This window comes from Bacillus sp. DNRA2 (assembly GCF_012843265.1).
Classification (GTDB): Bacteria; Bacillota; Bacilli; order Bacillales; family Cytobacillaceae; genus Bacillus_BU.
Genome location: NZ_JABAIT010000015.1, coordinates 43,135 through 67,136, shown reverse-complemented (window position 1 = coordinate 67,136; position 24,002 = coordinate 43,135). Strand labels below are relative to the sequence as shown.

General features: G+C 38.6%; 22 protein-coding genes. 6 read left to right on the top strand and 16 right to left on the bottom strand.

Annotated elements, in window-relative coordinates:
• Positions 1 to 57: 57 nt before the first annotated feature.
• Positions 58 to 216, bottom strand: coding sequence for a hypothetical protein (locus HHO41_RS13685; protein WP_169099545.1), 159 nt, complete (start codon positions 214 to 216; stop codon positions 58 to 60).
• Between the two features lie 315 nt (positions 217 to 531).
• Between HHO41_RS13685 and HHO41_RS13680 the strand changes: the two genes are divergently transcribed.
• Complete coding sequence (locus HHO41_RS13680; RefSeq protein WP_169099543.1) at positions 532 to 1,833, top strand: NCS2 family permease; 1,302 nt, start codon at positions 532 to 534, stop codon at positions 1,831 to 1,833.
• Between the two features lie 35 nt (positions 1,834 to 1,868).
• Here HHO41_RS13680 and panF read toward each other — a convergent pair whose 3' ends face one another.
• From panF to HHO41_RS13650, 6 genes are all read right to left on the bottom strand, one after another.
• Positions 1,869 to 3,302 carry a sodium/pantothenate symporter gene (gene panF / locus HHO41_RS13675; RefSeq protein WP_169099541.1) on the bottom strand — a complete coding sequence of 478 codons (1,434 nt, stop codon included), beginning with the start codon at positions 3,300 to 3,302 and terminating at the stop codon, positions 1,869 to 1,871.
• On the bottom strand, positions 3,299 to 3,583 hold the full coding sequence (locus tag HHO41_RS13670) for a YhdT family protein (protein ID WP_169099539.1): 285 nt from the start codon (positions 3,581 to 3,583) through the stop codon (positions 3,299 to 3,301). The genes panF and HHO41_RS13670 overlap by 4 nt, the downstream gene beginning before the upstream one ends.
• 143 nt (positions 3,584 to 3,726) lie before the next feature.
• Entirely contained in the window at positions 3,727 to 4,308 is a 582-nt protein-coding gene (locus HHO41_RS13665; protein WP_169099537.1) for a hypothetical protein, read from the bottom strand.
• A 164-nt stretch (positions 4,309 to 4,472) separates the two neighbouring features.
• Positions 4,473 to 4,907, bottom strand: a complete 435-nt coding sequence (locus tag HHO41_RS13660; protein ID WP_169099535.1) for a GNAT family N-acetyltransferase — start codon at positions 4,905 to 4,907, stop codon at positions 4,473 to 4,475.
• Positions 4,908 to 5,004: 97 nt separating this feature from the next.
• On the bottom strand, positions 5,005 to 5,457 hold the full coding sequence (locus tag HHO41_RS13655; protein ID WP_169099533.1) for a S1 domain-containing RNA-binding protein: 453 nt from the start codon (positions 5,455 to 5,457) through the stop codon (positions 5,005 to 5,007).
• A gap of 297 nt (positions 5,458 to 5,754) precedes the next feature.
• Complete coding sequence (locus HHO41_RS13650) at positions 5,755 to 6,081, bottom strand: YnfA family protein (RefSeq protein WP_169099655.1); 327 nt, start codon at positions 6,079 to 6,081, stop codon at positions 5,755 to 5,757.
• A gap of 188 nt (positions 6,082 to 6,269) precedes the next feature.
• On the opposite strand from HHO41_RS13650, the gene HHO41_RS13645 reads away from it, so the two are divergent.
• Entirely contained in the window at positions 6,270 to 6,947 is a 678-nt protein-coding gene (locus tag HHO41_RS13645) for an HAD family hydrolase (RefSeq protein ID WP_169099531.1), read from the top strand.
• 50 nt (positions 6,948 to 6,997) lie between these two features.
• Here the strand turns inward: HHO41_RS13645 and HHO41_RS13640 are convergent, their stop codons facing one another.
• Both HHO41_RS13640 and HHO41_RS13635 read right to left on the bottom strand, forming a co-directional pair.
• Positions 6,998 to 8,182: an ABC transporter substrate-binding protein gene (locus tag HHO41_RS13640; RefSeq protein WP_169099529.1), complete on the bottom strand. Its 1,185-nt coding sequence runs from the start codon at positions 8,180 to 8,182 to the stop codon at positions 6,998 to 7,000.
• Between the two features lie 515 nt (positions 8,183 to 8,697).
• Positions 8,698 to 10,032, bottom strand: coding sequence for a Na+/H+ antiporter NhaC family protein (locus HHO41_RS13635; RefSeq protein WP_169099652.1), 1,335 nt, complete (start codon positions 10,030 to 10,032; stop codon positions 8,698 to 8,700).
• 238 nt (positions 10,033 to 10,270) lie between these two features.
• Between HHO41_RS13635 and rluF the strand changes: the two genes are divergently transcribed.
• A complete protein-coding gene (gene rluF / locus HHO41_RS13630; protein ID WP_169099527.1) occupies positions 10,271 to 10,975 on the top strand; it encodes a 23S rRNA pseudouridine(2604) synthase RluF in 705 nt (234 codons plus the stop codon).
• Positions 10,976 to 11,066: 91 nt separating this feature from the next.
• Here the strand turns inward: rluF and HHO41_RS13625 are convergent, their stop codons facing one another.
• The 4 genes from HHO41_RS13625 to HHO41_RS13610 form a co-directional block, all read right to left on the bottom strand.
• A complete protein-coding gene (locus tag HHO41_RS13625; RefSeq protein WP_169099525.1) occupies positions 11,067 to 13,187 on the bottom strand; it encodes an MMPL family transporter in 2,121 nt (706 codons plus the stop codon).
• A gap of 142 nt (positions 13,188 to 13,329) precedes the next feature.
• Complete coding sequence (locus HHO41_RS13620; RefSeq protein WP_211171157.1) at positions 13,330 to 13,908, bottom strand: TetR/AcrR family transcriptional regulator; 579 nt, start codon at positions 13,906 to 13,908, stop codon at positions 13,330 to 13,332.
• Between the two features lie 105 nt (positions 13,909 to 14,013).
• Entirely contained in the window at positions 14,014 to 14,589 is a 576-nt protein-coding gene (locus HHO41_RS13615) for a hypothetical protein (RefSeq protein ID WP_169099523.1), read from the bottom strand.
• A gap of 52 nt (positions 14,590 to 14,641) precedes the next feature.
• Complete coding sequence (locus HHO41_RS13610; RefSeq protein WP_169099521.1) at positions 14,642 to 15,103, bottom strand: DUF2062 domain-containing protein; 462 nt, start codon at positions 15,101 to 15,103, stop codon at positions 14,642 to 14,644.
• 281 nt (positions 15,104 to 15,384) lie between these two features.
• On the opposite strand from HHO41_RS13610, the gene pssA reads away from it, so the two are divergent.
• Together pssA and HHO41_RS13600 are read left to right on the top strand one after the other, a co-directional pair.
• Entirely contained in the window at positions 15,385 to 16,080 is a 696-nt protein-coding gene (gene pssA / locus HHO41_RS13605) for a CDP-diacylglycerol--serine O-phosphatidyltransferase (protein ID WP_169099648.1), read from the top strand.
• Positions 16,081 to 16,307: 227 nt separating this feature from the next.
• Positions 16,308 to 17,690 carry an amino acid permease gene (locus tag HHO41_RS13600; RefSeq protein WP_169099519.1) on the top strand — a complete coding sequence of 461 codons (1,383 nt, stop codon included), beginning with the start codon at positions 16,308 to 16,310 and terminating at the stop codon, positions 17,688 to 17,690.
• 63 nt (positions 17,691 to 17,753) lie between these two features.
• Here the strand turns inward: HHO41_RS13600 and HHO41_RS13595 are convergent, their stop codons facing one another.
• The 3 genes from HHO41_RS13595 to HHO41_RS13585 all read right to left on the bottom strand — a co-directional run bounded on the left by HHO41_RS13595 (position 17,754) and on the right by HHO41_RS13585 (position 22,352).
• Entirely contained in the window at positions 17,754 to 20,351 is a 2,598-nt protein-coding gene (locus tag HHO41_RS13595; protein ID WP_169099517.1) for a cation-translocating P-type ATPase, read from the bottom strand.
• 386 nt (positions 20,352 to 20,737) lie between these two features.
• The gene (locus HHO41_RS13590) at positions 20,738 to 21,286 is read right to left on the bottom strand and encodes a GDYXXLXY domain-containing protein (protein ID WP_169099515.1); all 549 of its coding nucleotides are present in this window, start codon (positions 21,284 to 21,286) and stop codon (positions 20,738 to 20,740) included.
• A complete protein-coding gene (locus tag HHO41_RS13585; protein ID WP_169099513.1) occupies positions 21,279 to 22,352 on the bottom strand; it encodes a DUF2157 domain-containing protein in 1,074 nt (357 codons plus the stop codon). The genes HHO41_RS13590 and HHO41_RS13585 overlap by 8 nt, the downstream gene beginning before the upstream one ends.
• Positions 22,353 to 22,706: 354 nt before the next feature.
• On the opposite strand from HHO41_RS13585, the gene HHO41_RS13580 reads away from it, so the two are divergent.
• On the top strand, positions 22,707 to 23,939 hold the full coding sequence (locus HHO41_RS13580; RefSeq protein WP_169099511.1) for a DUF438 domain-containing protein: 1,233 nt from the start codon (positions 22,707 to 22,709) through the stop codon (positions 23,937 to 23,939).
• Positions 23,940 to 24,002: the final 63 nt, after the last annotated feature.

Below are 24,002 nucleotides of genomic sequence, written 5' to 3'. Positions count from 1 at the left end.
CTTAATGGGCTAAATGACCTCCACTAAGGCAAGATTCACTATATTTATCCGTTAAGTTTAGCAGCTACTTCCACCTAGCAAAGTAAAACTGCCACTTTCCGGAATGTAATCAAAGACTAAGTCCCGAGTATATTCTTCAATATTTGCAGCAAACGCTACCTTAATTTGATTAATTTCGATAATAACATCTTGTGGTTGAGGCTCCTCCAGAGACACTCCAATTTGTGGACCACCTCAGCCATATCCGCCGAAATACAAACGAATACCAGCTGCATGCTTTTCTTCTAAAACCTGCTTTAGTTGATCGCGTGCTTGATCTGTAATTTTCATCCATTTCATTCCTCTCATTCATTACAGGAAATGTCCTGTTTCCCACTCATTATATACCGCGTGGGGTATTGAAGTAAACATTTTGCTTCAATTGACAAATATTACACTGAATAAATTCTAATCAAGCTTGAAAAGCTATAAGGAAACGAATATTATTATTATTGCACTATAATTTTGTTCGTATTTTATGGAGGAACTTCTATGTTTAAGCTAAAAGAAAACAAAACCACTGCCAAAACAGAAATAATCGCGGGTATAACGACCTTTTTCACCATGGTCTATATCGTTGTTGTCAATCCCGTTATTCTAGCTGATGCTGGAGTGCCATTTGAGCAGGTATTCACAGCAACAATTATCGCTGCAGTTATCGGAACATTATGGATGGGTTTATTCGCCAATTACCCAATCGCCATTGCACCTGGAATGGGACTTAACGCCTATTTTGCCTATTCGGTTGTTGGCGGCCATCAAGATATTACCTATCAAACAGCCTTCGCCGCTGTTTTTGTCGCAGGTCTACTATTTGTCATCCTTTCATTAACCTCTTTTAGAGAAAAATTGATTGAGGCAATTCCTGAAAATCTAAAACATGGTATTACTGCCGGAATTGGTTTATTTATTGCATTTATAGGATTAAGACTTACTGGTATCATTACTGATCATCCCTCTAACCTTGTCGCATTAGGGGATCTTCATGCTCCTAATGCCATACTAGCCCTAGTTGGCCTTGCTATCACACTCGTGTTAATGATGACAGGCGTTAATGGAGCATTGTTCTTTGGAATGGTTATTACAGGCATAATTGCCTTCTTTACGAATCAGCTTTCCTTTGAGCAGGGATTTTTATCATTCCCCTCGCTCCCTGATGGGCTTATTGTTGGTAACCCGATAACAGCATTTTCTGATGTAATCAGTCATAGCCTATATGCTGTTGTATTTTCATTCATTCTCGTTACTATTTTTGATACGACTGGAACGATGATCGGAGTCGCAAATCAGGCTGGTCTCATGAAAGGTAATAATCTGCCTCGTGCTCGCGAAGCACTACTCTCAGATTCGATTGCAACAGCAATAGGGGCGATGTTTGGCACAAGTCCAACCACGGCTTTTATTGAATCATCGTCAGGAGTTGCTGCCGGTGGTCGAACTGGATTAACTTCGTTAACTGTTGGGGTTCTATTCCTGTTATCAGCATTTTTTGGACCACTTGTTAGTGCTGTATCAGGCTTATCGGCCATTACATCTCCTGCGTTAATTATTGTTGGAAGCTTAATGATGGGGAGTATTTCAAAAATTCAATGGGACGAGCTTGATGAAGCATTTCCTGCCTTTTTAATCATTTTAAGCATGCCATTGACTTCAAGTATTGCGACAGGTATTGCACTAGGATTTATCTCGTATCCACTTCTAAAAATCGTCAAAGGTAGATGGCGTGATGTTCATCCACTCCTATATCTTTTTGCCGTGCTATTTTTCTTCCAACTAGCATTTCTGCCACACTAACACATTAAAGCGCTGGGGGACAGTCCCCCAGCGCTTTAATGTGTTACAGGATTTTGCTTTGTCACAAGGCTTACGGCGACATAAGCAATCAATGATATCAAAATAGGAAGAATGACAGTATGAAAGCCAAAGGCGTTAGGATATAAGCGATCAAACAAAATGTAAGTAGTCATTCCTAACACCATGGACGTAACAGCTCCGTATTTATTTCCACGACTCCAATACAATCCAAATATAATTGGCCAAATAAATACAGACTCCAAACCTCCAAACGAGAATAAATTCAACCACACAATTAAATCAGGTGGCCTAAGTGCCAATACAATCACAAGAATACCAACAATCGCAGTTACCCCATAGCTAACCTTTTTAATATGCGCTACTTCAGCATTCGGTTTAATATAGTTCAAATAAATATCCTTCACAATGGTTGACCCCACCAAAATCAAAAGCGCATCAACGGTAGACATAATGGCTGCCATTGGTGCTGCAAGGACGATTCCAGCAACATATGACGGTAGCACTTTCATTGATAAAGTCGGCATGACCATGTCACCAATTTCGATGCCTGGCAGAATAGGTCTAGCCAATACGCCAATCAAATGCATACCAAACATGATAAAACCAACGACAATGGTTCCGATGATAATTGCACTATGCATCGCCTGGGAATTCTTATATGACATCGCTCGCACTGAAATTTGTGGCAAGCCTACAACTCCAATCCCTACTAATATCCAGAACGAAGAAACATATTGAGGTGTGAGCTCCCGAGCGGCACCATAAGGACTGATTAAGTTAGGATTCTCCCGAGCTAAGCTGGAAATAATCTTATCTATTCCTCCTCCAGCATGAATGGTCGCCACCAACAAAATCAGCGTCCCCAAAAACATCACGACACCTTGAACAGCGTCTGTAATTGCAACAGCCCGAAACCCACCAACGACGACAAACACCAAGACAGAACCAACGAAAATTAACAGCGCGGGTGTATAAGGTAAACCCGTTAATGACTCAACTAACCTGGCTCCACCAATCCATTGAGCTGTCATCGACGAAAACAGAAAAATGATAATACTCGCTGCTGATATAATTACCACCGCAGTACTTTGATATCTTTCTTTAAGAAAATCAATCAAGGTAATTGCCTCATATTTGCGAGCAATGATTGCAAACTTCTTACCAAGAACCATCAATACAAAATAACCGGTCGCTAGCTGCGCCATCGCTAAGAATACCCAGCCTAATCCCTTTGTATAAGCAACGCCTGGTCCGCCAATAAAACTGCTAGCACTACCGTATGTTGCGACCATCGTCATCGCCAACACAAAGCCCCCCAACTGCCTTTCTCCCAAAAAATATTCTTTGACAAAAGAATCAGATTGAAGCACAAATTTATTTGACCAAAACCCTACTGCAAAAATGATTCCTAAGAAAATGATTAACGGCGTAATGACGGCCCAGTTCATTTATGATCCCCCTCATCACCTTCAAAAGGGATATCTTTAAAAAGGTACTTTACAGAAACCACTACGAGGAGAATGATCACAACTGTCCCCGCAATGCAGCTATAAAAAAACCACGCTGGAAACCCCAATATATATGTATAATTTTCAACCTTATCTGAACCTAGACCATAACCAAAGCCATACCACCACAGAAAATTAATCAAAACGAGAATAATTCCAATAACAGCTTCTCGATGTGCAATCCTAAACCGCTGATCGTCGTTATTAAAATCATTTTTCAAAATGCTTCCTCCTCAGCAAGCTTTTCATCAAAAAAAGAACCATTTCTAGTGGTTCTTTTTTCGTGTACTATTTACGCACTTATTTTCCATCAAAGCCCCTGTTTTAATACCAATTATTTACTAAGAACCTAATACAAATCATTCTAACTAGTCGCAAGTTCAAGTTGATATTTTTGCGATAATTCCTCTACTAAATAATGATATTCTTCAAGGACCATTAAATATTGATTCATTTTTTCATTTGATTTTTCAAATAGGCTCACATCTTGAGCTTCGATTGCTTTTTGCTGCAACTTTAGCGCGCCATAGTAGATTTCATTTGCTAGTACCATTTTTTCCTTTATTGTTTTAAGCTCAGTAATTTTGGGGTCAAGCCCCTTCAAGTGGTTAACTGCCATTTCATACGCAGGTATTTTTTGATCTACTAGTTCCGTTAATAAGGCCTGATTGCTTATTGCTTCTAAAGATGTAGTCGTTATGCTTTGTAAGGCCTCTTCTTCCATTTTATTAGCTTCGACCAAATCCTGTTGGAAAAAGGTCATGATTACTTGTTTCTTTTCTTCCAAGGGCATTTCTTTTGCTGCCTCACTTACCTTAGTTTTTTCCTTGTGCACAACATTTTTTTGTTGTGATGAATGATCATTACTTTCTTTGCTAACTGTCTCGGGTTGGCATCCTGTTAAAATACCAAATAGGAAAAGCAAAATGGTAATATACAACTTCATATTAATAGACCCCTTTATAAAATTAATCTATCTTTGGAAAACCACTTATTTTTGACCATCATGTCTTCCTATTAATTTTAATAGACAGGATTTATTAATTCAAATTCTTTAGAAAATTCAGTAAATTTTACCTAAAAAATAAATAACTAGTCCCTTTTTCCTAGTTACAAATTTTTCTTGAAAACATAACTAACCTTTTCATACTCCATTTTTTCTTGATAAAATCGATGTGCATCAATGCGTTTGAGCCCAGATGAAAGCGCAACACTTGTATAACCATTCTCCTTTGCCCAATCATGAACAAAATTAAGGAGCGTGTCTCCATAACCTTTCGAACGTTTACTAGCATCTGTCACTAAATCGCATACCCACACAAATTTGCCATAATAAAGGGTGATCATCGGTTTAAAGCCAGTTACTGCAACAATTTTACCCTCATCCTCTAATCCAAATAATCGATAGCTATCTTTTTCGCGAGCCTCTAAAACGAGATCTAAGTATTCTTTCTCATCAAGATGGGTCCTTAATTGATTCATAACAGGAAAAGCACTAACCATTTCGTCTACGGTTTGAAGTTCTTTAATTAACACCAAGTTCATCCCTCCATGCTTTTTCATCATAAAATTAGAAAGGGATGAAAGCTGTTGCAGCTTAATCATCCCCTTGATCTATGTCGAACCATTATATTGTTATGAATTATCCGCGTCTTCCGCCTCGACCACCGCGCTTCGTTTCCGTATTACGCTTAAGTGACGATAAATTCTCTTCACTTGATTTTAAGAATTTAGCCATTTTATCCTCAAAGCTTTCTTTTGGTTTAAAATTACCTTTTGAACGGAAGTCTTTTCCTCCACGGTTATCTGATCTTCCCTGACGAGCCGGACGCTGCGAATAAGATGATTGTTGGACCTCAGGCTTATCGATAGCTTTCTTGATTGACAAGGCAGTTTTTCCGTCTTTTTCACTAATGACTTTTACTTCAACCATATCACCGATTTTTAGATGATCATTCACGTCTTTAACGTAGCTATCCGCTACTTCACTAATATGGACTAAACCCGTGACTCCTCCTGGTAATTCAACGAATGCTCCAAAATTAGTGATGCCTGTTACTTTTCCTTGTACCTTACTGCCTACTTCGATTGACATAAAAAAATGTTCCTCCTCAATAAATTAAAACACTTAGAATTATATTATAACAAATTCAAGGAAAAAAAAGCTCAATTGGATTTATTTTCCCGCAATTTTTTAAAAAATATTTATAAATCTTTTCCAACTAAGAAAAGCGCAAGGCGCCCGCCTATCGGCGACAAGCACAAGACGAGCCGGCCGGAAGGTTGCCGTTTACCTTCTGGACGGCTTGGCTTGTGACCTCGAGCCGATGGCGCCTGGAGCTAGACACCAAACTATGTTCAAAACTTATACTTTCATAAAAAGTAAAAATACTCATTGTCTTGGAGCGAAAAGCATGACGAGGACTCCTATGAGGCAAATAGCACCGCCAACCCAATCGTAGAAATCTGGAGTTTTTTTATCAACTCCCCAGCCCCATAAAATGGAGAGGACGATAAATACTCCTCCATAGGCAGCATACACTCTGCCGAAGCTCGGGAAAGTTTGAAAAGTTGCGATTACACCATATAAAGCCAGCGCAATTCCTCCAAAAATCCCCCAATAGAATGGTTTCCCTTCTCTAAGCCACTGCCAAATAAGATACCCTCCACCAATTTCCCCTATACCTGCCAAAATAAACAAAATGAAAGCATAAACGATGTAAATCACGCCCTTGCAAACTGATTATTTGCAGTATAACTTATTTTTAGAAGAATCCCTAACAAATAATAGAAAATCAATTGTCATAACATTCATTTTACAGAATTAGCTTTTTCATTAATAATAGTTTTATAGCACCATAGTACTTCATTTTAGTTTCATCGCGGTAACATAGAGGAGGAACTTGTTTGTCTCGCAAAATAGAATTAGTCATTTTTGATATGGATGGATTAATGTTTGATACAGAAAGGATTGGGCATTTGGCATGGGAAAGAGTGGCAGAAAAATACCATTTTCCCTATTCTATAGATATTACGAAACGTTTTATTGGCAGAAATTATCAGGCGATTATGGCTGTACTTAAAGCGGAATATGGGGAAGATGCTCCCGTCGAGCTTTGGCATGCAGAATCTTGGGAAGAGCGAAAAAAGATATTCCAAGAAAACGGCACCTTAGGACTTAAGCCTGGCCTTATCGAAATATTAACATTTCTGAAGGATTTGAAAATAAAGATAGCAGTTGCTTCTTCAAGCCAACATTCTGATATCATCCACCATTTAAACCATGAAGGATTAAGTGAGTATTTTGATTTCGTCGTTGGTGGTGATGAGGTCAAAGAAAGCAAGCCGAATCCGGAGATATTCTTAAAGCCGTGCCAAGCTTTTAATATCTCACCGCAGGAGGCGTTTGTCATTGAAGATTCCTATAATGGATTTTTAGCAGCCCGTGCAGCTGGAATTCCGGTAATGATTGTTCCCGATTTGGTTGAGCCTTCAGCAGATGTCCTTAAAGAAGCAGCAGGCGTTTTTCCAACCCTACACGAAGTAAAAGCCTATATCGAAGAATCGCTATGCCTAGTTCCCTAGAATAAATAATAAATGGGAGGTCAGCCGATTGGCTCCTCCCATTTTTTTGATTATTTAGGTTCTACCTTTGTGTTAAATACTTGTTTTCCATCCTTATACTCTAATACAGTCGCCGATTTGACTGGATTGTGGTCCTTATCAATTGTGACACTACCAGTTACAAGTGATAAATCCTTAGTTTTTGCCAGTGCATCCTTAATTTTCGTTGAATCAGTACTTCCTGCACGCTCAATTGCATCAGCTAACAAATATACTGTGTCATAACCTAGTGCATTGAATGCATTTGGGGAAGCATCATATTTTTCTTTATACTTCTTCACAAAGTTTTGAATTTTTTGATCTGGATCTTCAGAAGAATAGTGGTTAGTGATAAACGTATTGTTCAACGCTTTAGCACCTGCTAATTCTACTAGCTTAGGAGAATCCCAACCATCAGCTCCCATTAACGGTACATCAATACCTGATTCACGAGCTTGCTTAACAATTAATCCAACCTCTTCATAATAACCCGGAATAAAAATAAATTCTGGATTTTTTCCTTTAATACGAGTTAAGGTTGAACGGAAGTCTGTATCCTTACCCATATAAGCTTCCTCAGCAATGACTTTACCACCAGCTGCTTCGAAAGTTTTCTTAAAGGATTCAGCAAGTCCTTTCGCATAATCACTTGCACTATCTGCAAAAATTACTGCTGTTTTAACCTTTAGTTCATTCGCTGCAAAATTCGCTGCCACAGTTCCTTGGAATGGATCGATATATGATGTACGGAACGCATACTCATTTAGTTTACCCTTTTCATTAACTGTAACGTTTGGAGCTGTACCAGACGGACTTAATAAAACAGTTTTATTATCGTTTGCAATTTGAACCTGTGCAACAGTATTACCACTTGTGGCTGCACCGATAATGGCTGTTACCTTATCCTGACTTGTTAACTTAATTGCCGCACTTGTTGCTTCTGCAGCCTCAGATTTATTATCTACTTTTACAAGTTTAATTTCTTTGCCGTCAATTCCGCCATCTTTATTTAACTCTGCAACCGCAAGATCAATTCCTTGTTCTAGTGATTCTCCATAGGATGCTACTGCGCCTGAAAGCTCAAGGTTCACCCCAAATTTAATCGTCTTGGAATCGCCTCCACCACCAGAAGATTCTTCCTTACCACCGGAGCAACCGGCTAACAAACCAATCATCATTGTCGAGGCCATAAAAATACTTGCTAGTTTTTTCTTCATTTTGCTGTCTCCTTTTTACTGATTTTTCTGACAAATTAACCTAAAAAATAATGACTTTTTCTCGTTTAGTTCACTTTTTACTGCTTTTCATATTAATAATTAGTATTTTAAAACAATTCTATCTATTCGTCTAGTATAACTATTTTATTTTTTAATATTTCTGAAGTATTTCATTATTTCGTAACATTTTAAATAATTTACTAGAATAATTTGGAAAAATAATTATACTAATATTACATAAGTCGAATTATGACGAAACTTGTTATTATTTTAGAAAAAGCTGATTAAACAAGAATGTTGATTTCCGTTCCAGGCGCTTCACTTTCCGCGGGGCGGGCGGTGAGCCTCCTCGGCGCTTTAGCGCCTGTGGGGTCTCACCTGTCCCGCTGCTCCCGCAGGAGTCTGCGCGCCTTCCACTCCAATCAACATTGCCACAAAACAACATTCTGCTTTATCACAGCCTAAACAAAAAAATCCCGAGCTTATTAGAGCTCAGGATGATTGTAAAAATTCTATTATTCAGCTTTTTTTAGAATGGTTTCAGATTGGGTTGCAATCGGCTTTACACCTTTTAAGTTTGGAAAACCTGTAAATATCGCGATAATAGCGCAAATGCCAATTAATGCTGGATAATAGGAATACGGCAAAATACTCAGTGGTGAGATTTTGGCGACACCTGCAGCAACTAGCAATTGTGCTCCATACGGGATTAACCCTTGAATACTGCAAGAGAACACATCTAAAATACTAGCTGAGCGGCGCGGGTCAATACCATATTGACTGGCAATATTTTTGGCTAATGGACCTGCAATAATAATTGAAATAGTATTATTGGCTGTCGATAGGTCAGTCACACTAACAAGTCCAGCGATACCAAATTCTGCTCCCTTTTTCGATTTAATCTTGCGAGTTACAACATTAAGCAAATAATCAATGCCACCGTTGTGTTGTATCACGGCCACCATTCCGGCAATTAATATAGCAAGGAAGGAAATTTCATACATTCCCGCCATGCCTTCACCTACTTTTTGTATGAATGTAACGATGGAATAGCTACCGTCAATCAAACCAACTCCTCCAGCAAAGATAATCCCTAGTGCCAACACGATAAATACATTCAAACCAACTAACGCTAAGATTAATACTAACAAGTAAGGAAAGATTTTTAACCAGCTATAATCCTGCTGAGCTGAAATGACGGCATCGACTCCCAAAGTCATCACTCCAAGGATCACACAAGTTACAATGGCCGCAGGAAGAACCATTAAGAAATTCATTTTAAACTTATCCTTCATCTTTGTTCCCTGCGTTCGAACTGCAGCAATGGTAGTATCAGAGATAAACGAGAGATTATCACCGAACATTGCTCCACCAATCAACGCTGCCATTGTCAGTGCCATCGAAACATCGGTTTGCTCGCTGATACCCACACCGATTGGTGCAAGCGCGACAATCGTCCCCACGCTTGTCCCCATTGATAAAGATATGAAACAGGCAATAACAAAAATCCCGACAATTAGCAGGTTTTGCGGAACGACTGATAATGCCATATTTACGGTTGACTCAACAGCCCCCATCCCTTTAGCAACTTCCGAAAACGCTCCGGCTAAAAGAAAAATCAGTACCATTAGGATGATATTTGAGTTTCCAGCACCTTTACAAAAAATCTCAACTTTCGTATCGAAGGATTCCTTTCGATTCATGACCAAAGCTACCCCTGCAGCAATGGTTATCGCAACGATTACTGGAAAACTGTAAAAATCACCTGTGATTACACCCGAACCAATAAATAGAATTAAAAATACTATAAACGGCAAAAGAGCCCACGGATTTCCTTTTTGATTCTTCACCATTAGATCACCTCGATTTCAAAAAAACAATTATTATACTACAATACTTAATAATTTGCTGCAACACGTTCTTATTTTGATATCATGGCGTTTTCGTGAAGTTCGACAAAAATAAAGATATTTATTTTTCTATGAATCAATTAATATAGGTATGTTGAAATGTAGGAATCGTGTTTGAAATTACGGTGGAATTGGAAATACTTGTTATGATATTCTCCACTTTAAAGGAGCAGTGTGCATGCGAATTAATAAATTTATTAGTGATTCTGGAAAAGCCTCAAGGCGTGGTGCCGATAAACTGGTCAGCGAAGGTCGGGTCAAGATAAACGGACGAACCGCAAAAATTGGTGATCAAGTAAAACCCGGTGATGTCGTCCTTGTTAGTGGTGATCGGATTACTGTCGCCAGAAATAATGTATATATTGCTTTAAACAAACCAGTTGGTATTACGAGCACAACTGAAAAAAATGTTAAGGGAAATATTATTGATTTAGTAAACCATCCGTTAAGGATTTTTAATATTGGTAGGCTTGATAAGGAGTCGGAAGGATTGATTCTGCTAACCAATGACGGGGATATCGTCAATGAAATTCTCCGTGCAGAAAATAAACATGAAAAAGAATACATTGTAACGGTGGATAAGCCCATTACAGAGGAATTTTTAAAGAACATGGCAGCAGGGGTCAAGATATTAGGTACAAAGACGCTTCCTTGTGAAGTAACCCCATTGTCAAAGTATGTTTTTCAAATCATTTTAACTCAAGGTCTGAATCGGCAAATTCGCCGGATGTGTGAAGCGCTCGGCTATGAGGTCTGTCGACTGCAGCGTACACGAATTATGAATATTCACCTTGGGAATCTTCCGCCAGGTCAATGGCGTGATTTAACTAAAAAAGAAAAAACGCAGCTGTTTAAGGATTTGAATTACTTTCCAGAGGATTAAGCTAGAAAGCTTAAGTCGCCGAATTTTTTTACAGCAAAAAAGGGATCGACACTTGATACGTGGCGGTCCCTTTTGCTTAACATATCTTCATTTAGCTATGAGAAGTTGCTTTCTTGCCCGCTTTCGGCTTATCTTTTTCCAAGAGAACAATTAATGCCGGTAACAAAATACCACGAATTAAGAATGTATCTAATAGTATTCCTACCGCAACGATAAAGCCGAACACAGATAATAGCTGAACTGGCTGCGTCATTAACACTGCAAACGTTGCTGCCAGAATAATTCCCGCCGAGGAAATAACACCACCGGTATTAGCGACAGCGATTTCTACCGCCTTTTTCACCGGGTGTTTCTCACGTTCTTCCATATACCTTGAAATTAAAATAATATTATAGTCTATTCCAAGTGCAACTAAGAACACGAAAGAATAAAGCGGGACACGGTTACTGATTGTATCAATACCAAACAATAAGTTATTCAGGAACATTCCCAAACCAACTGCCGCAAGGAATGAAATTAAGATTGTTCCCATCATGTAGATAGGCATCTTGATCGAACGGGTCATCACGATTAACAACACGAAAATCAGCAATGACTCAAGTAAGACAATAACAATTAAATCACGATCATTCGCTGCCCGGTCATCTACCTTCTTAGCCGTTTCACCTGCAAAATGAAGGTCACCGTTTAGGTTTGCCTTGTCAACAAGCTTTTCGGCTTTCCCCCTCATCTTTTCCAATGCATCCATCGTCTTGACTGCGTATGGACTTTCATCAAAGGTTAAGCTATATTGAATCACTCTTCCTTCTTCAGCTGTTCCGTTCAAACGAACATTACTTACAAGCGGTTGGTCACTAAGCACAGCGCGTAAATCCTCTTGTGATTCGGCACTAACGGCATCCTTTGCTTCAAACAAGACAGTTGTTTGAGCAAGATCACCCTTTTCAAACTTTTCTTCTAATATTTCGTACCCTTGTCTTGATTGCATATCTTTAGGGAACGACTTCATTGTATCGAACTCATAGTTTAAATTCAGCATATTTGAAGCTGATAACAGTAAAAAGGCTCCAATTACAGATACAGCAACAATCGGCTTTCTCACCACAAAGCTACCAATTTTACCCCATAATGAATTGGCCTTTTCCGTTGATTCTCCAACCTTAGGAATTTTTGGCCAAAATGATTTTCTGCCAAACAAAGCAAAAAGCGCTGGCACTAATGTGATCGAAGCAATCATAATAACGCCCATTGCTGTCGCAAAGATTGGTGCAAAATTGCGGTAATCTCCAAATTCAGCAAAGAATAAGACGAGCATCGCCGCTAACACCGTTCCACCTGAGAAGAAAACAGGCATGCCCGTTTCTCTCATTGCCAACTGCATCGCATCAAATTTACTGTCATGCTGCTTCAATTCCTCACGATAACGCGAGAAAACAAATAATGAATAATCAATTACAGCAGCAAACAATAGAATCGTCATGATCGAAAGCGTTTGATTACTAATAGCTAATCCGGCCTTGCCCATTAAACCAACAATTTGGTTCACTACTTCATAAACAAATACCGCAGCAAGGAGCGGAATTAATGCCAATAATGGCGAGCGATAAATGACAATTAATAAAATCAAAATTAATCCAACAGTTGAAAGCAGTAACACAACATCGGCTCTGGAAAACAAATTGAGTGAATCCACGGCAATGCCCGCCGGACCCGTAATGTTAAGAGTTAAATCAGTTTTATCCTTTACGATTTCACTGATTTTTTCTTGAGACGTTCTCATTTTTTTTGAATCAAATTCAGGCTCGAACGTTAGTGGTAAAATGAGTGTACTTTTATCCTCTGAGAAGAAGTTCGCAGTTGCCTGTGGCGGTAGCTGTAGCAACGGAACCACTTCTTTAATTCCGGCAACCTTATCTAACTCTTTAAAGAGTGGAGCAAGTTGTTGTAACTCAACCTCCCCGCCATCCTTTGCTTGGAAAACGAGTATCGCTGGTGTTCCTTCATTACCAGCGAAATATTCATCCACTTTATTCTGAGCGATGACAGATTTTGCATCTTCGGGAATGGATTGAAGATTAGAAATTTCGTATTCTTTTGCACTTGGTGCAAACATAGCAAGAAGCATTGTTACGGCAAGCCATGCACCAAGCGTTATCCACATTCCCTTACGAGTCGTAACCCGGTCAGTAATTGACTGTAAGAATGATTTCATGTTTTTCCTCCTGTGTTATTTTCTAGTTATTATTATATGTAAAGCTATCCTTTAACCAAAAGTGACAATAATGTTACTTTTGATAAAAAATAAATGACACAACTGTCACTATCATTATCTTTAAAAGTGCCACAGGTGTCAATTATTTGTTTTCAAACATCCCATATCCAAGTATTTCTTTTATTCCCCGAATCCATTGGGCTCTAGGTATTCCAAAGTGATTAGGTATGGTAAATGATTGGAAGATAAATCCCAACATCATACCATCAGGTAAGTTGGGTTTCAATATCCCCTCTGCTCTACCCAAATCGATAAACTTCTGCAAAAACTTATACATATCCAAGTGGAATTGATCTAGCATTGCCTTTTTCTCTTTAACATTTTCATTATTATGGACCGGAATATGCTGTGTAACTTCAATTAGCGCATGGATTTCCGTTTTAGCAAATATGGCATCCACTAAAAAATCAAACTGATCACTAAATCCCTTTTGCTGTTCGATCTCACTGAGCATTTTGAGAAATGTTTCCATTTCCGCAATCATATAATCAAATATCAATTCCTCTTTATTTTGGTAATATTTATAGATTGCTCCTCTGGATACTTTGAGTTTCTCTGCTAATATCCCAAATGTAAACCCTTCATAACCATGCTGAAGCAAGGTTTGTTCTGTCGCCTGAAATAACTCCATTGTCGAAAATTTTCGTTCCCGTGCCACCATAGTTCACCTCAACGCTATTATAATATTCTTTTTCAAATATACAAAGCTTTACCTTAACGCACTAACGCAGCGGGGGACTGTCCCCCGCTGCGTTAGTGCGTTAAACTACTTCTTTTTCATGTCGAGTTTGGTTGTGTTAATGATTTCGCCTGTTTTCTTGTCTTTAAGTTCGAGTTTACCATCTGCTATCGGCATCGCACTTTCAAAATACCAAATATACATATTTTCGAGCTTAACATCCTTCAATTTAGGCTCGTCCAGTGTTTCAAGATTAATCAAATCTGCCTCATTACCATTGACAAGTATTTGCGGTTTTTCATCGGCGCGAATTAATCCATAAACGAAATATTCATCATGAACTCGATATTTCTCCAAGGTTTCATAATCCCTTACATCACCTATCTCATTGTAAAGAAGATTCCCATGGGTTTTCCAACCGAAAATTCCATGCTCGACAAAGGTTGCTCCGAATTTATCTTTATCCTTTATAAAAAAGTTTAAAGATACATTACTCTTGGTATATGCCGGAATCACGACTGCATCTTGATCAACATCCAATATCGCCATTTCGGGCTCAGTAAATGATCTTGATTTCTCACTATTAAACCAATTTAAACCCACTACCACAATTAATATAACAAAAAATGCAACTGAAATTTTTGCTTGTGCCAACTTTCCCACAAACGTCTCCCCCTATTAATAAAGAAAATTTTGATGTCTAGCATCCCCTCACTTAAATTTTCCACTTTCTATAAATAAACATCAAGATGTCATAGCGATATTTTTTCATAAAAAAATAAATAACGAGGTAAGTGCTAGTACCAAAAAAAAGTAAATTTATTAGCATACCAATAAGAAAAGTCTTCCAAATCGGCAGTATTCCCCAATTATACCCAAAATGTTGATGGGTAAGTGCTTTTATCACCATAAGCAGAGCTTGACCCATAACAATATTTAAATAAAAAAACATTGGAAATGCCCACAGAAATAAAAGTCCTCCTATAAAACCGGCAATTGGGTTACCTTTTACAAGTCTAGCGCCTGCAGCAGATAAAAATGGCCCAATCCCAAAAGTTGGAATAAAATTGACCAATGCCCCAACTGTAAACCCCATCGCAATCCCATGGACGCTATCATTAATTCTTAATAGCCTAAGTAACAAGACTTTGATATTCCTTAAAAGCTTTTTGATCATAGGCACCTATCCAATTTCGTAATGTTGAAGATTTTTCTACTTAACGTGCTGATCCTTAAGCTGGAAATTTCATTTTATTTTCCAATAAATGAAATGAATACTATAATTTAGGTTATCATTTTAATATGCGAGTTGCTAATTTTATCGATTAATCCTCCATCAATTAATGATATGATATGTTTTAGAGGATTATCCTGACTACATTATTATGATAAAACTTGCAGTTACTTTTAAATCAATTAAACTTTTGCTGCATGGGAAAGAGTTGAACTTCGATGAAAATGAAATTAATAAAAATGATTCCTAACATGTTTACACTTGGAAATTTATTTTGTGGTTTTTTATCTGTTGGTTTCGCATCACATAATTCGTACAAAAACGCAGCCATTCTTATTTTAATCGGGATGATGCTCGATAGTATGGACGGAAGACTTGCCAGAATGCTCGATGCCGATACTGCATTAGGGAAAGAACTTGATTCACTAGCTGATATTGTTACTTTCGGTGTCGCTCCATCGTTTTTAGTTTATTATACTTACTTTTTCCAATTTGGCTTTTTGGGGTTATCTGTCGCAGGATTATTCCCATTATTTGGAGCCTATCGCTTAGCTCGTTTTAATATCAGTTCAGATAAATCAAGTTTAAACTATTTTATCGGTGTTCCAATTACTGCAGCCGGGGGAATCATCGCAATTTTAACTTTGTTCGGACAGCATATACCCCAAATTGTGACTACTGTAATCTTTACGGCTATGTGCTTTTTAATGGTAAGTAAAATAAAAATTCCAAGTTTAAAAGAAATTCCCCTTCCAAAATACGGTACAATTGTAACAATCTTTCTTGGCAGTTTATTATACGTGAGTTATAAAAGCACATATGAACAATTTCCGTATTTAATTTATATTGCCACACCATTATACATTGCCTTTTTAGCTTATCGATTTGTAAAAGGCAAACAACGTAAAAATCTTGACTGATTTTTAGGAAAGAATTAAATGGCAAAAACACCCCTCGGATGCTGATTTCCGAGGGGTATTTTATGCTTTTTTTCTAAAGCTTGCGGCCCCCACCCGATTGACATTTCGCGAAAATATGATATATTAATATAACAATATTAATTCACTTTAGCGCATAAAAGCTTAAAAGCGTTTAAGTAATTAAGTAAAACATTTATATTAAAATAATTACCGAAAGGTCGTATGACATGGAGCCTAAACAACAGGATTTACAAAAAGGCTTATTGCCAAGACATGTTCAATTCATGGCTCTCGCCGGGATGATTGGAACAGGAATATTTAAGGGAAGCTCTGAGACATTGAATATGGCTGGACCAAGTGTCATCATCGCCTATTTAATTGGTGGACTTTTGCTGTTTATCGTGATGGCAGCGTTAGCAGAAATGGCGAGTGCGTATCCCAACGTTAACGTCCAGGGCCTAGTGTATAAAGCCTTTGGCTATCGCCCTTCTTTCATTATCGGCTGGTTATATTGGGTCAATTGGATTCTCGTTATTACAGTCGAATTGATTGCGGGAGCAAGCTTTCTTCAGTATTGGTTCCCTGATGTACCATTGTGGGCACTAAGTCTTGTTTGTACTGCAGTCATCGTCGGAATCAACCTATTTCCAGTAAAACATTTCGGTGAGATGGAATTTTGGTTTGCCGGCATAAAAATATTAGCATTGACGGCATTTATTATTTTAGGAGCTTTAATTTTATTTGGAGCTGTGCCGAGTTCAGTTAATAGTCCCATAACAAACTTAACGGGACATGGTGGGATTTTTCCAAATGGCTTTAGCGGAATGTTTGCAGCTTCGTTAGTGGTGATTTTCTCTTACGGTGGCGCTGAATTAATCGGAGTTGCTGTATCAGAAACAAAGGATGCCAAACGAGTGCTACCTAAAGTAGTAAAAGGGACCGTGCTACGGGTCATTTTATTCTACGCCTTACCAATATTAATTATTTGCGGCATCATGCCCTGGAATCAAGTAACTTCTGAATCTAGTCCATTCGTTCAAGTGTTTGATATGGCAGGTATTCCAGGTGCCGCAAACGTGATGAACTTCGTGTTGGTTACGGCTGTTTTATCAGCAGCCAATTCAGGAATTTATGCAACTTCACGTACATTATATTCCTTAGCTAAGAACGGCGAAGCACCGAAACAGTTTACGAAAATCTCGAAGAATGGGATTCCGCTAAACGGAATTATGCTTGGGATGCTGTTTATTCTTGCAGGAGTATTCCTTTCCTTTGTGACACCTGAAAATGTTATTGGTTACTTGATGACAATACCTGGTTTTACAATTATGATTGTTTGGATTTGTATTTGTGCCGCTCAGCTCAAGCTTCGCAAGCAATATAAGGATACTGCTAGCTTCAGAGTAAAATGGCACCCATATACTACACTTATAGCAATCGTTGCATTATCCGGAATTTTTATTTCCTTTATCTTTAATGCTGACAATATCATTGGCACAATAGTATGCCTAGTAACGCTTGCCGTTATTACCATTTCATCCTTTATCTTTCAAAAGAATAAAGGCAATACAGACGGCAATGCCAAACAACAAACACGACAAATTTCATAACCTTTAACACAGTAAAGCGGTGGGGGACAGTCCCCCACCGCTTTACTGTGTTAAAAAGGAAGATTATTTTACAAAGATGAGTTTATAAAGTTGAATGACAATTAGTGGCAGGCAGCTTAGTCCAACGATGGTTGAATATTGTTCACCAGATAACGCTGCAATTTCAAAGACTTCCATTAATGGTGGAAACCACAAAACTAGATTTAACAATGCGAAACCAATGAGCACTGCTAACCAAACCATCTTATTTGTGAACAGACCTATTTTGAAAATCGAAAACTTTGACCTTGAATTAAAACCATGCAATAGCCGTGCTGCACAAAGCGTTGAAAATGCCATCGTACTTGCAACCGCATTGCTGTCTGCCAATCCAATATGAAACGCAGCAATTGTCGCAATTGCGATGATCATTCCCTCACCAACAATCTCGGTCGCAAAGCTCTTGTTAAGGATTGGCGTGTTAATATCACGTGGCTTTTCGTTCATGACATTTTTATTATGGGGCTCAAGTCCAACAGCAATCGCAGGGAGACTATCTGTTAACAAATTAATGAATAGTAAATGAACTGGTGCAAACGGTACTGGTAATGCGCCCAATGATGCATAAAGAACCGACAGAATTCCTGCAGTGTTTCCTGACAACAGGAATTTAATCGAGTTTTTGATATTCGCAAAAATGCTCCGACCGTTATTGATTGCCTTAACAATAGTCGAAAAATTATCATCAGTTAGCACCATTGCCGCTGCATCTTTGGCAACCTCGGTTCCGGTTATTCCCATCGCAATCCCTATATCTGCCTGCTTTAGGGCTGGAGCATCGTTTACCCCGTCACCAGTCATCGCCACAACATGTCCTAAGTCTTGCCATGCTCGTACAATTCTTATTTTATGCTCTGGTGACACCCTTGCGTATACTGATAGGCCACTAACTCGTTCACGTAACTGCTCATCACTCATTTTTTCAAGCTCTGAGCCTTCAATTGCGTCACCATCACCTTGCAATATTCCGACCTGTCTAGCAATCGCGCTCGCCGTGATTTTGTGATCGCCAGTAATCATAACTGGTTTGATTCCAGCTTTAATACAGCTTTCCACAGCAGCTAATGACTCAGCTCGAGGCGGGTCAACCATCGCAATAAATCCGGCAAAGATTAAATGATATTCATCTTCCACAGTAATATCCCGTTTCGAATCAAGCTCTTTATATGCAAAACCCAAGACACGTAACCCTTCGCTTGAAAGCTTTCGATATGCCTGATCAATCTCTTGTTTACCTTCAGTAGTAAGCTGAATAATTCCCGCTGAAGTTGAGACCTTTTCGATTCTATTTAAAATGACATCAGGTGCACCTTTTGTCAGCATATACAAACTCCCGCGCACTTTATTTACTGTGCTCATCAGCTTTCGATCAGAATCAAAAGGAACCTCACCAAGCCGTTCGTAACTTTCTCTCACGACTAATTCATCCAGTTGATATGCCTCACCAAGGTTAACTAAAGCAACCTCAGTTGGGTCACCTATTTCCTTAGTTTCGATTGTCACCGCATCATTGCAGAGCATAGACATCTTTACCAACAAGCGCTCCATGTCACAATTCATGTCCAGTTGATTATGTAATTTCTCTTGCCCATCAACCCAAACCTTTTTCACGGTCATTTTATTTTCCGTCAACGTTCCCGTTTTATCTGAACAAATGACTGAAATACTACCAAGACTTTCAACAGCATGTAAATGCCTAATGATCGCATTTTCCTTGGCCATTTTTTGCGTTCCAAATGCCAACACAATTGTAACAATCGAGCTCAAAGCTTCAGGTATTGCTGCCACGGCTAAAGAAACAGCAAACATAAACGAATCAATCACTTCTCGACCTCTGACCACATCAAGACCAAAAATCAATAGTGATAAAAAGATAATTAATAAGGCGAGCTTCTTACCGAAATTATCAAGATTTTGCTGCAAAGGAGTTTTCTTCTCTTTCGCAGTTTCCATCAAGCTAGCAATCCGCCCTATTTCTGTCTTCATACCAGTTCCGGTAACAAGAACTACCGCTCGACCATATGTAACAAAACTTCCAGAGAACACCATGTTTTTCTGGTCACCAATCACAATGTTTTCCTGATCAATCGGCTCTGAAATTTTAAGTACACTCTCTGATTCACCTGTTAATGAGCTTTCATTCACCTGCAGACTATAGGCTTCAATAATACGACCATCACCACTGACATAATCACCTGCATCTAAATAAAGAATATCCCCAGGGACGAGTTCCCTTGATGGAATCTCTTGTTTTTGTCCATTTCGATGTACCTTTGCCGTTGGAGCTGACAGCGCTTTTAAGCTTTTTAACGACTGCTCTGCCTTTATATGCTGCACTGTTCCTAAGATGGCATTAATCGTAATTACAATCAAAATCACAACTGTGCTTTCTAGTTTGCCAAGAAATGCTGAGATGACTGCAGCCACGATTAAGATAAACACTAAGAAATCCTTAAATTGTTGAAAAAAAACACCAATATACGTAGTTCGCTCTGCTTCTTCAAGTTCATTCCACCCATATTGTTGCCTTCTATGTTCAATTTCTTCAGTACGTAAGCCCTCTGGTGCGGCTTCTAATGCCGCCATTGCCTCCTCTGCCGTCTGCCTGTATAATTCCTTCATTCTCTCCCCTCCAGTTTAAAAACGATTGCCAGTATGCTATTTTTAATAAATATTTTTTTCACCCACAATGTCCTGTAACAAAACAAAAGACTCCGCAGCAAATAAGCATGCTGCAGAGTCTCACTTTAACTGTTGTTAATAGTTTTTCAAAGCCGGGTTAATCGCAATTAACCGCAATGACGACCATGAATCCTTTTAAATAAGCGCATTGGTGCAAAGCAGTTGCGTTTGGGGACTGTAGTTAATAATGTCTCCAAACGTATAGCTGTTTTCTTTTTAAAAGGCAAGTTACTCCCTCTGGACATATGAAATTACCTGTATATGACTATATTAACATAGGTCAGATTCTATTACCATTTTTTGCTTAAAACATCAAACGTCCATTACTATTTTTTCAACTTAATATCGGTTAAATAGGCATAGCCATTGAATACCTTAGCTTTCGCAATAATATCACCCTCCATAGAGGCATTTTCCCACTGGAGTCCAGTATTATCTTCTACAAAATATTTATCGAGACTGTACTCGATAAATGCGACTTCGTCTGTTTCCTTCTGGTTTACAGGGTCCCAAGCCCTCCCGATATATTGGAAGTTCCCCTTCAGGTAGGTTCCATCTTCTGGCTTATCAAGCGTTACCTTAGTTGGCTGATACACACCATCCACCTCAGTTAAAGAAACATATACTCTGGTTCCAGAAAATCGAGTTTGCTTATCAACAATTTCTTTATCAACGAGCTTTAGCGGGACTTCCTCGGCCTCAAACCTTAATGAGACATAATCACCACGAAATGGATCGGATGGATCAACCGGAATCGTTGCTAGAGCGATTTCCTTACCCTTGTACAGGGTATAAAGCGGTGTCACCGTCATCCCGATTAAAATCAAAATTGGTACCAAACAAGCTAATATTAAAAGCTTGGTTCGCTTATTCATAAAGGTTTCCCCCTTTTTTACGCTGCTTCTCAAAGTAAACTCCGAAGCTAAGCAGGATGAGGCCACCTAAAATAAATACAATCGATTTATCCATAAATTCAAGCGATAAATCAAGATAGAACCGGAAAATCATTATACAAAGAACAATAATATTGAGCAGACTTCCTTTTTTGATTAAAAATAAAACGAAAATGACATAGACAATTGAAAACGGAATATATATCCAGTCAACCGGCCATGATCCTTCAAACGATAGGAATAGCGCTGCCCCACAATGAACAAGATGCCCCAAAAATACATACACATCACGTATTTTTCCTTGGAAAAAGATAAGTGCAAGTCCAATTGCTAAATAAACCAAGCCATAAATATATTCAATATCATTAATACCATCCGTTAAATGGCTTAATACCGTCCAGACAAATTGCAACTGCAAAATCCCTAAAACAAAACCAGTAATTCTTGAAAATCCAATTTGATCATTCAGAACATAAATAGCGATGAGCCAAAGAATCACCCAGAAATTAATCATATCTCCACCGTTGATAAACGCACCGTCACCGATGTAGATTGCCAGAAAAATCGCTGCTGCCAACAAAATCCACTTGTCTTTTAAAACCCAAGCTAACGGCAAAATTCCCAATGACCACCAATAAAATGCATATTGAAAATTGCCACCAAGATGGAACATCTGTCCTATCAGAAAAATCCCGGCACCAAAAACAATTACTCCTAAATAATAGAGACTTTTTGATGTTTTTGGATAGTTTTTTTCCATTAGGTAACCTGCTACGTTCACTCCGATAAACAACGATACGATAAATAAAAACTTAAATAGTTTACCCATTTCTGCCCAGTTGCTCGCCACGAAGCTCAGAATTCCTGCCCCGATTAAAATCGAACCAACGTACAGCAAAATGACGGTAAAGGAAAGCTTTTTCTCAACCTCGTATAAATCTTCGATTTCATTAGATTTCCCCGAAGGTAGCACCGCTGATTCCTCCAGATGCTTTAGCTCCCGTTTTAAAATATCGAATTCATGTTTTTTAATTACTCGCTTGGCCATAATCTCACTCCTCTCTGCTCTTTGTAAATTTTCGCTGTAACCACTTTATTTATGAAGCGCGAGATGCAGTTGACTAGTATTCTATATCTTTATTTTATCAAGAAATAGAATAAAAAGTTGGATTTTTCAGCAAATTTTTATCGAATTCTGTCGGGAAATAGTGGAATCGAGTAATTTCGCCCCCAGTGATATTCATCACAATGCAATTGAAGTCGATATGTTACATTGTGGATGAGAAATTTTATCACTACTATATGCTGCAAAGAAGCAATGATGACTGATATGGAAATTGATACTTTATAAAAAATTATTAATAGCTTAAATAGACGATAAAACATACAGAGGAGAATTCAAATGAGCGAAATGATTAATAATCGTGAAGTGCAAGTTTTAGAGAATTCCGAACGCCAAGCCATTTTGAAAAAAATTATTAAAGATTTGCATAACGGAAAAAGCGTTGATGAAGTGAAGGCAGAATTTGAAGATGCAGTTGGCTCCATTACCGTAGCTGAAATTTCCCAGCTAGAACAGGCTTTAATGGAAGAAGAAGGTATTCCAGTTTCTGAAGTGCAGCGTCTTTGCTCAGTTCATACGGCTATTTTTAAAGGTTCCATAGAGGATATCCATCGTTCCGAAAAACCCGAAGATCAGCCAGGCCACCCTGTTCATACTTGGAAGCAGGAGAATAAAGAAATCGACTTATTAGTCAATTTCAAAATGCAGCTCCATTTTGAACGTTTCCAAACAGAAGATTCTGAGGAAAATGTATATAAATTAATTGATGATATAAACCTTTTGCTTGATATTGATAAACATTATAGCCGCAAGGAGAATTTGCTGTTCCCATATTTAGAACAGTACGGTATTTATGGTCCTACACAGGTGATGTGGGGAATTCAGGATCACATTCGTGACGGCATTAAAAAGGCGAAGCAGTTGTTAATGAGTTATTCCAGCGACCAGAAACAAGCTGTTATCAATGAAGTGAACTTTGTCATTCGTGAAGTTAGCGAAATGATCTTTAAGGAAGAGAATATTTTATTCCCAATGGCGCTAAACACGCTAACTGAAGACGAGTGGATCAAAATTGCCCATGAGAGCGATGAAATCGGCTTCTGCTTAACAGGCCCAGCAGGAGTTTGGAAGCCTGAGCGAAAGGCTGCTGAGGGTGAGGCAATCTCCGAAGGCTTCATTAAAATGGAGACAGGGATTCTGTCATTGAAACAATTAGAGTTAATGCTAAACCACTTGCCAGTCGATATTACCTTTATTGACAAGGACGATGTTGTACGTTACTTCTCACATGGTAAGGAGCGAATCTTCGCCCGTACAAAAGCAGTTATCGGTAGAACCGTGCAAAACTGCCATCCACCGCGCAGCGTTCATACAGTGGAAGATTTATTAGCTGATTTTAAAGCAGGTCGCAAGGATGTTGAAGATTTCTGGATCAAATTCAAGGATAAGTATGTGTACATTCGTTACTTCGCAGTTCGAGATGAAAACGGTGAGTATATCGGCACACTCGAATTCACCCAAAACATAAGCCCAATTCAAGCAATCGAAGGCGAAAAACGAATTTTATTATAATTTAGACTTTAACGCAGAAAAGCAGTGGGGGACAGTCCCCCACTGCTTTTCTGCGTTAAAGTT

Coding starts and splice junctions, on each gene's coding strand:
- HHO41_RS13680 (WP_169099543.1), top strand. CDS start 532: ATGTTTAAGCTAAAAGAAAACAAAACCACTGCCAAAACAGAAATAATC.
- pssA (WP_169099648.1), top strand. CDS start 15,385: ATGAAATTAATAAAAATGATTCCTAACATGTTTACACTTGGAAATTTA.
- HHO41_RS13620 (WP_211171157.1), bottom strand. CDS start 13,908: ATGGTGGCACGGGAACGAAAATTTTCGACAATGGAGTTATTTCAGGCG.
- HHO41_RS13595 (WP_169099517.1), bottom strand. CDS start 20,351: ATGAAGGAATTATACAGGCAGACGGCAGAGGAGGCAATGGCGGCATTA.
- panF (WP_169099541.1), bottom strand. CDS start 3,302: ATGAACTGGGCCGTCATTACGCCGTTAATCATTTTCTTAGGAATCATT.
- HHO41_RS13665 (WP_169099537.1), bottom strand. CDS start 4,308: ATGAAGTTGTATATTACCATTTTGCTTTTCCTATTTGGTATTTTAACA.
- HHO41_RS13590 (WP_169099515.1), bottom strand. CDS start 21,286: ATGAATAAGCGAACCAAGCTTTTAATATTAGCTTGTTTGGTACCAATT.
- HHO41_RS13655 (WP_169099533.1), bottom strand. CDS start 5,457: ATGTCAATCGAAGTAGGCAGTAAGGTACAAGGAAAAGTAACAGGCATC.
- HHO41_RS13660 (WP_169099535.1), bottom strand. CDS start 4,907: ATGAACTTGGTGTTAATTAAAGAACTTCAAACCGTAGACGAAATGGTT.
- rluF (WP_169099527.1), top strand. CDS start 10,271: ATGCGAATTAATAAATTTATTAGTGATTCTGGAAAAGCCTCAAGGCGT.
- HHO41_RS13580 (WP_169099511.1), top strand. CDS start 22,707: ATGAGCGAAATGATTAATAATCGTGAAGTGCAAGTTTTAGAGAATTCC.
- HHO41_RS13600 (WP_169099519.1), top strand. CDS start 16,308: ATGGAGCCTAAACAACAGGATTTACAAAAAGGCTTATTGCCAAGACAT.
- HHO41_RS13585 (WP_169099513.1), bottom strand. CDS start 22,352: ATGGCCAAGCGAGTAATTAAAAAACATGAATTCGATATTTTAAAACGG.
- HHO41_RS13610 (WP_169099521.1), bottom strand. CDS start 15,103: ATGATCAAAAAGCTTTTAAGGAATATCAAAGTCTTGTTACTTAGGCTA.
- HHO41_RS13625 (WP_169099525.1), bottom strand. CDS start 13,187: ATGAAATCATTCTTACAGTCAATTACTGACCGGGTTACGACTCGTAAG.
- HHO41_RS13640 (WP_169099529.1), bottom strand. CDS start 8,182: ATGAAGAAAAAACTAGCAAGTATTTTTATGGCCTCGACAATGATGATT.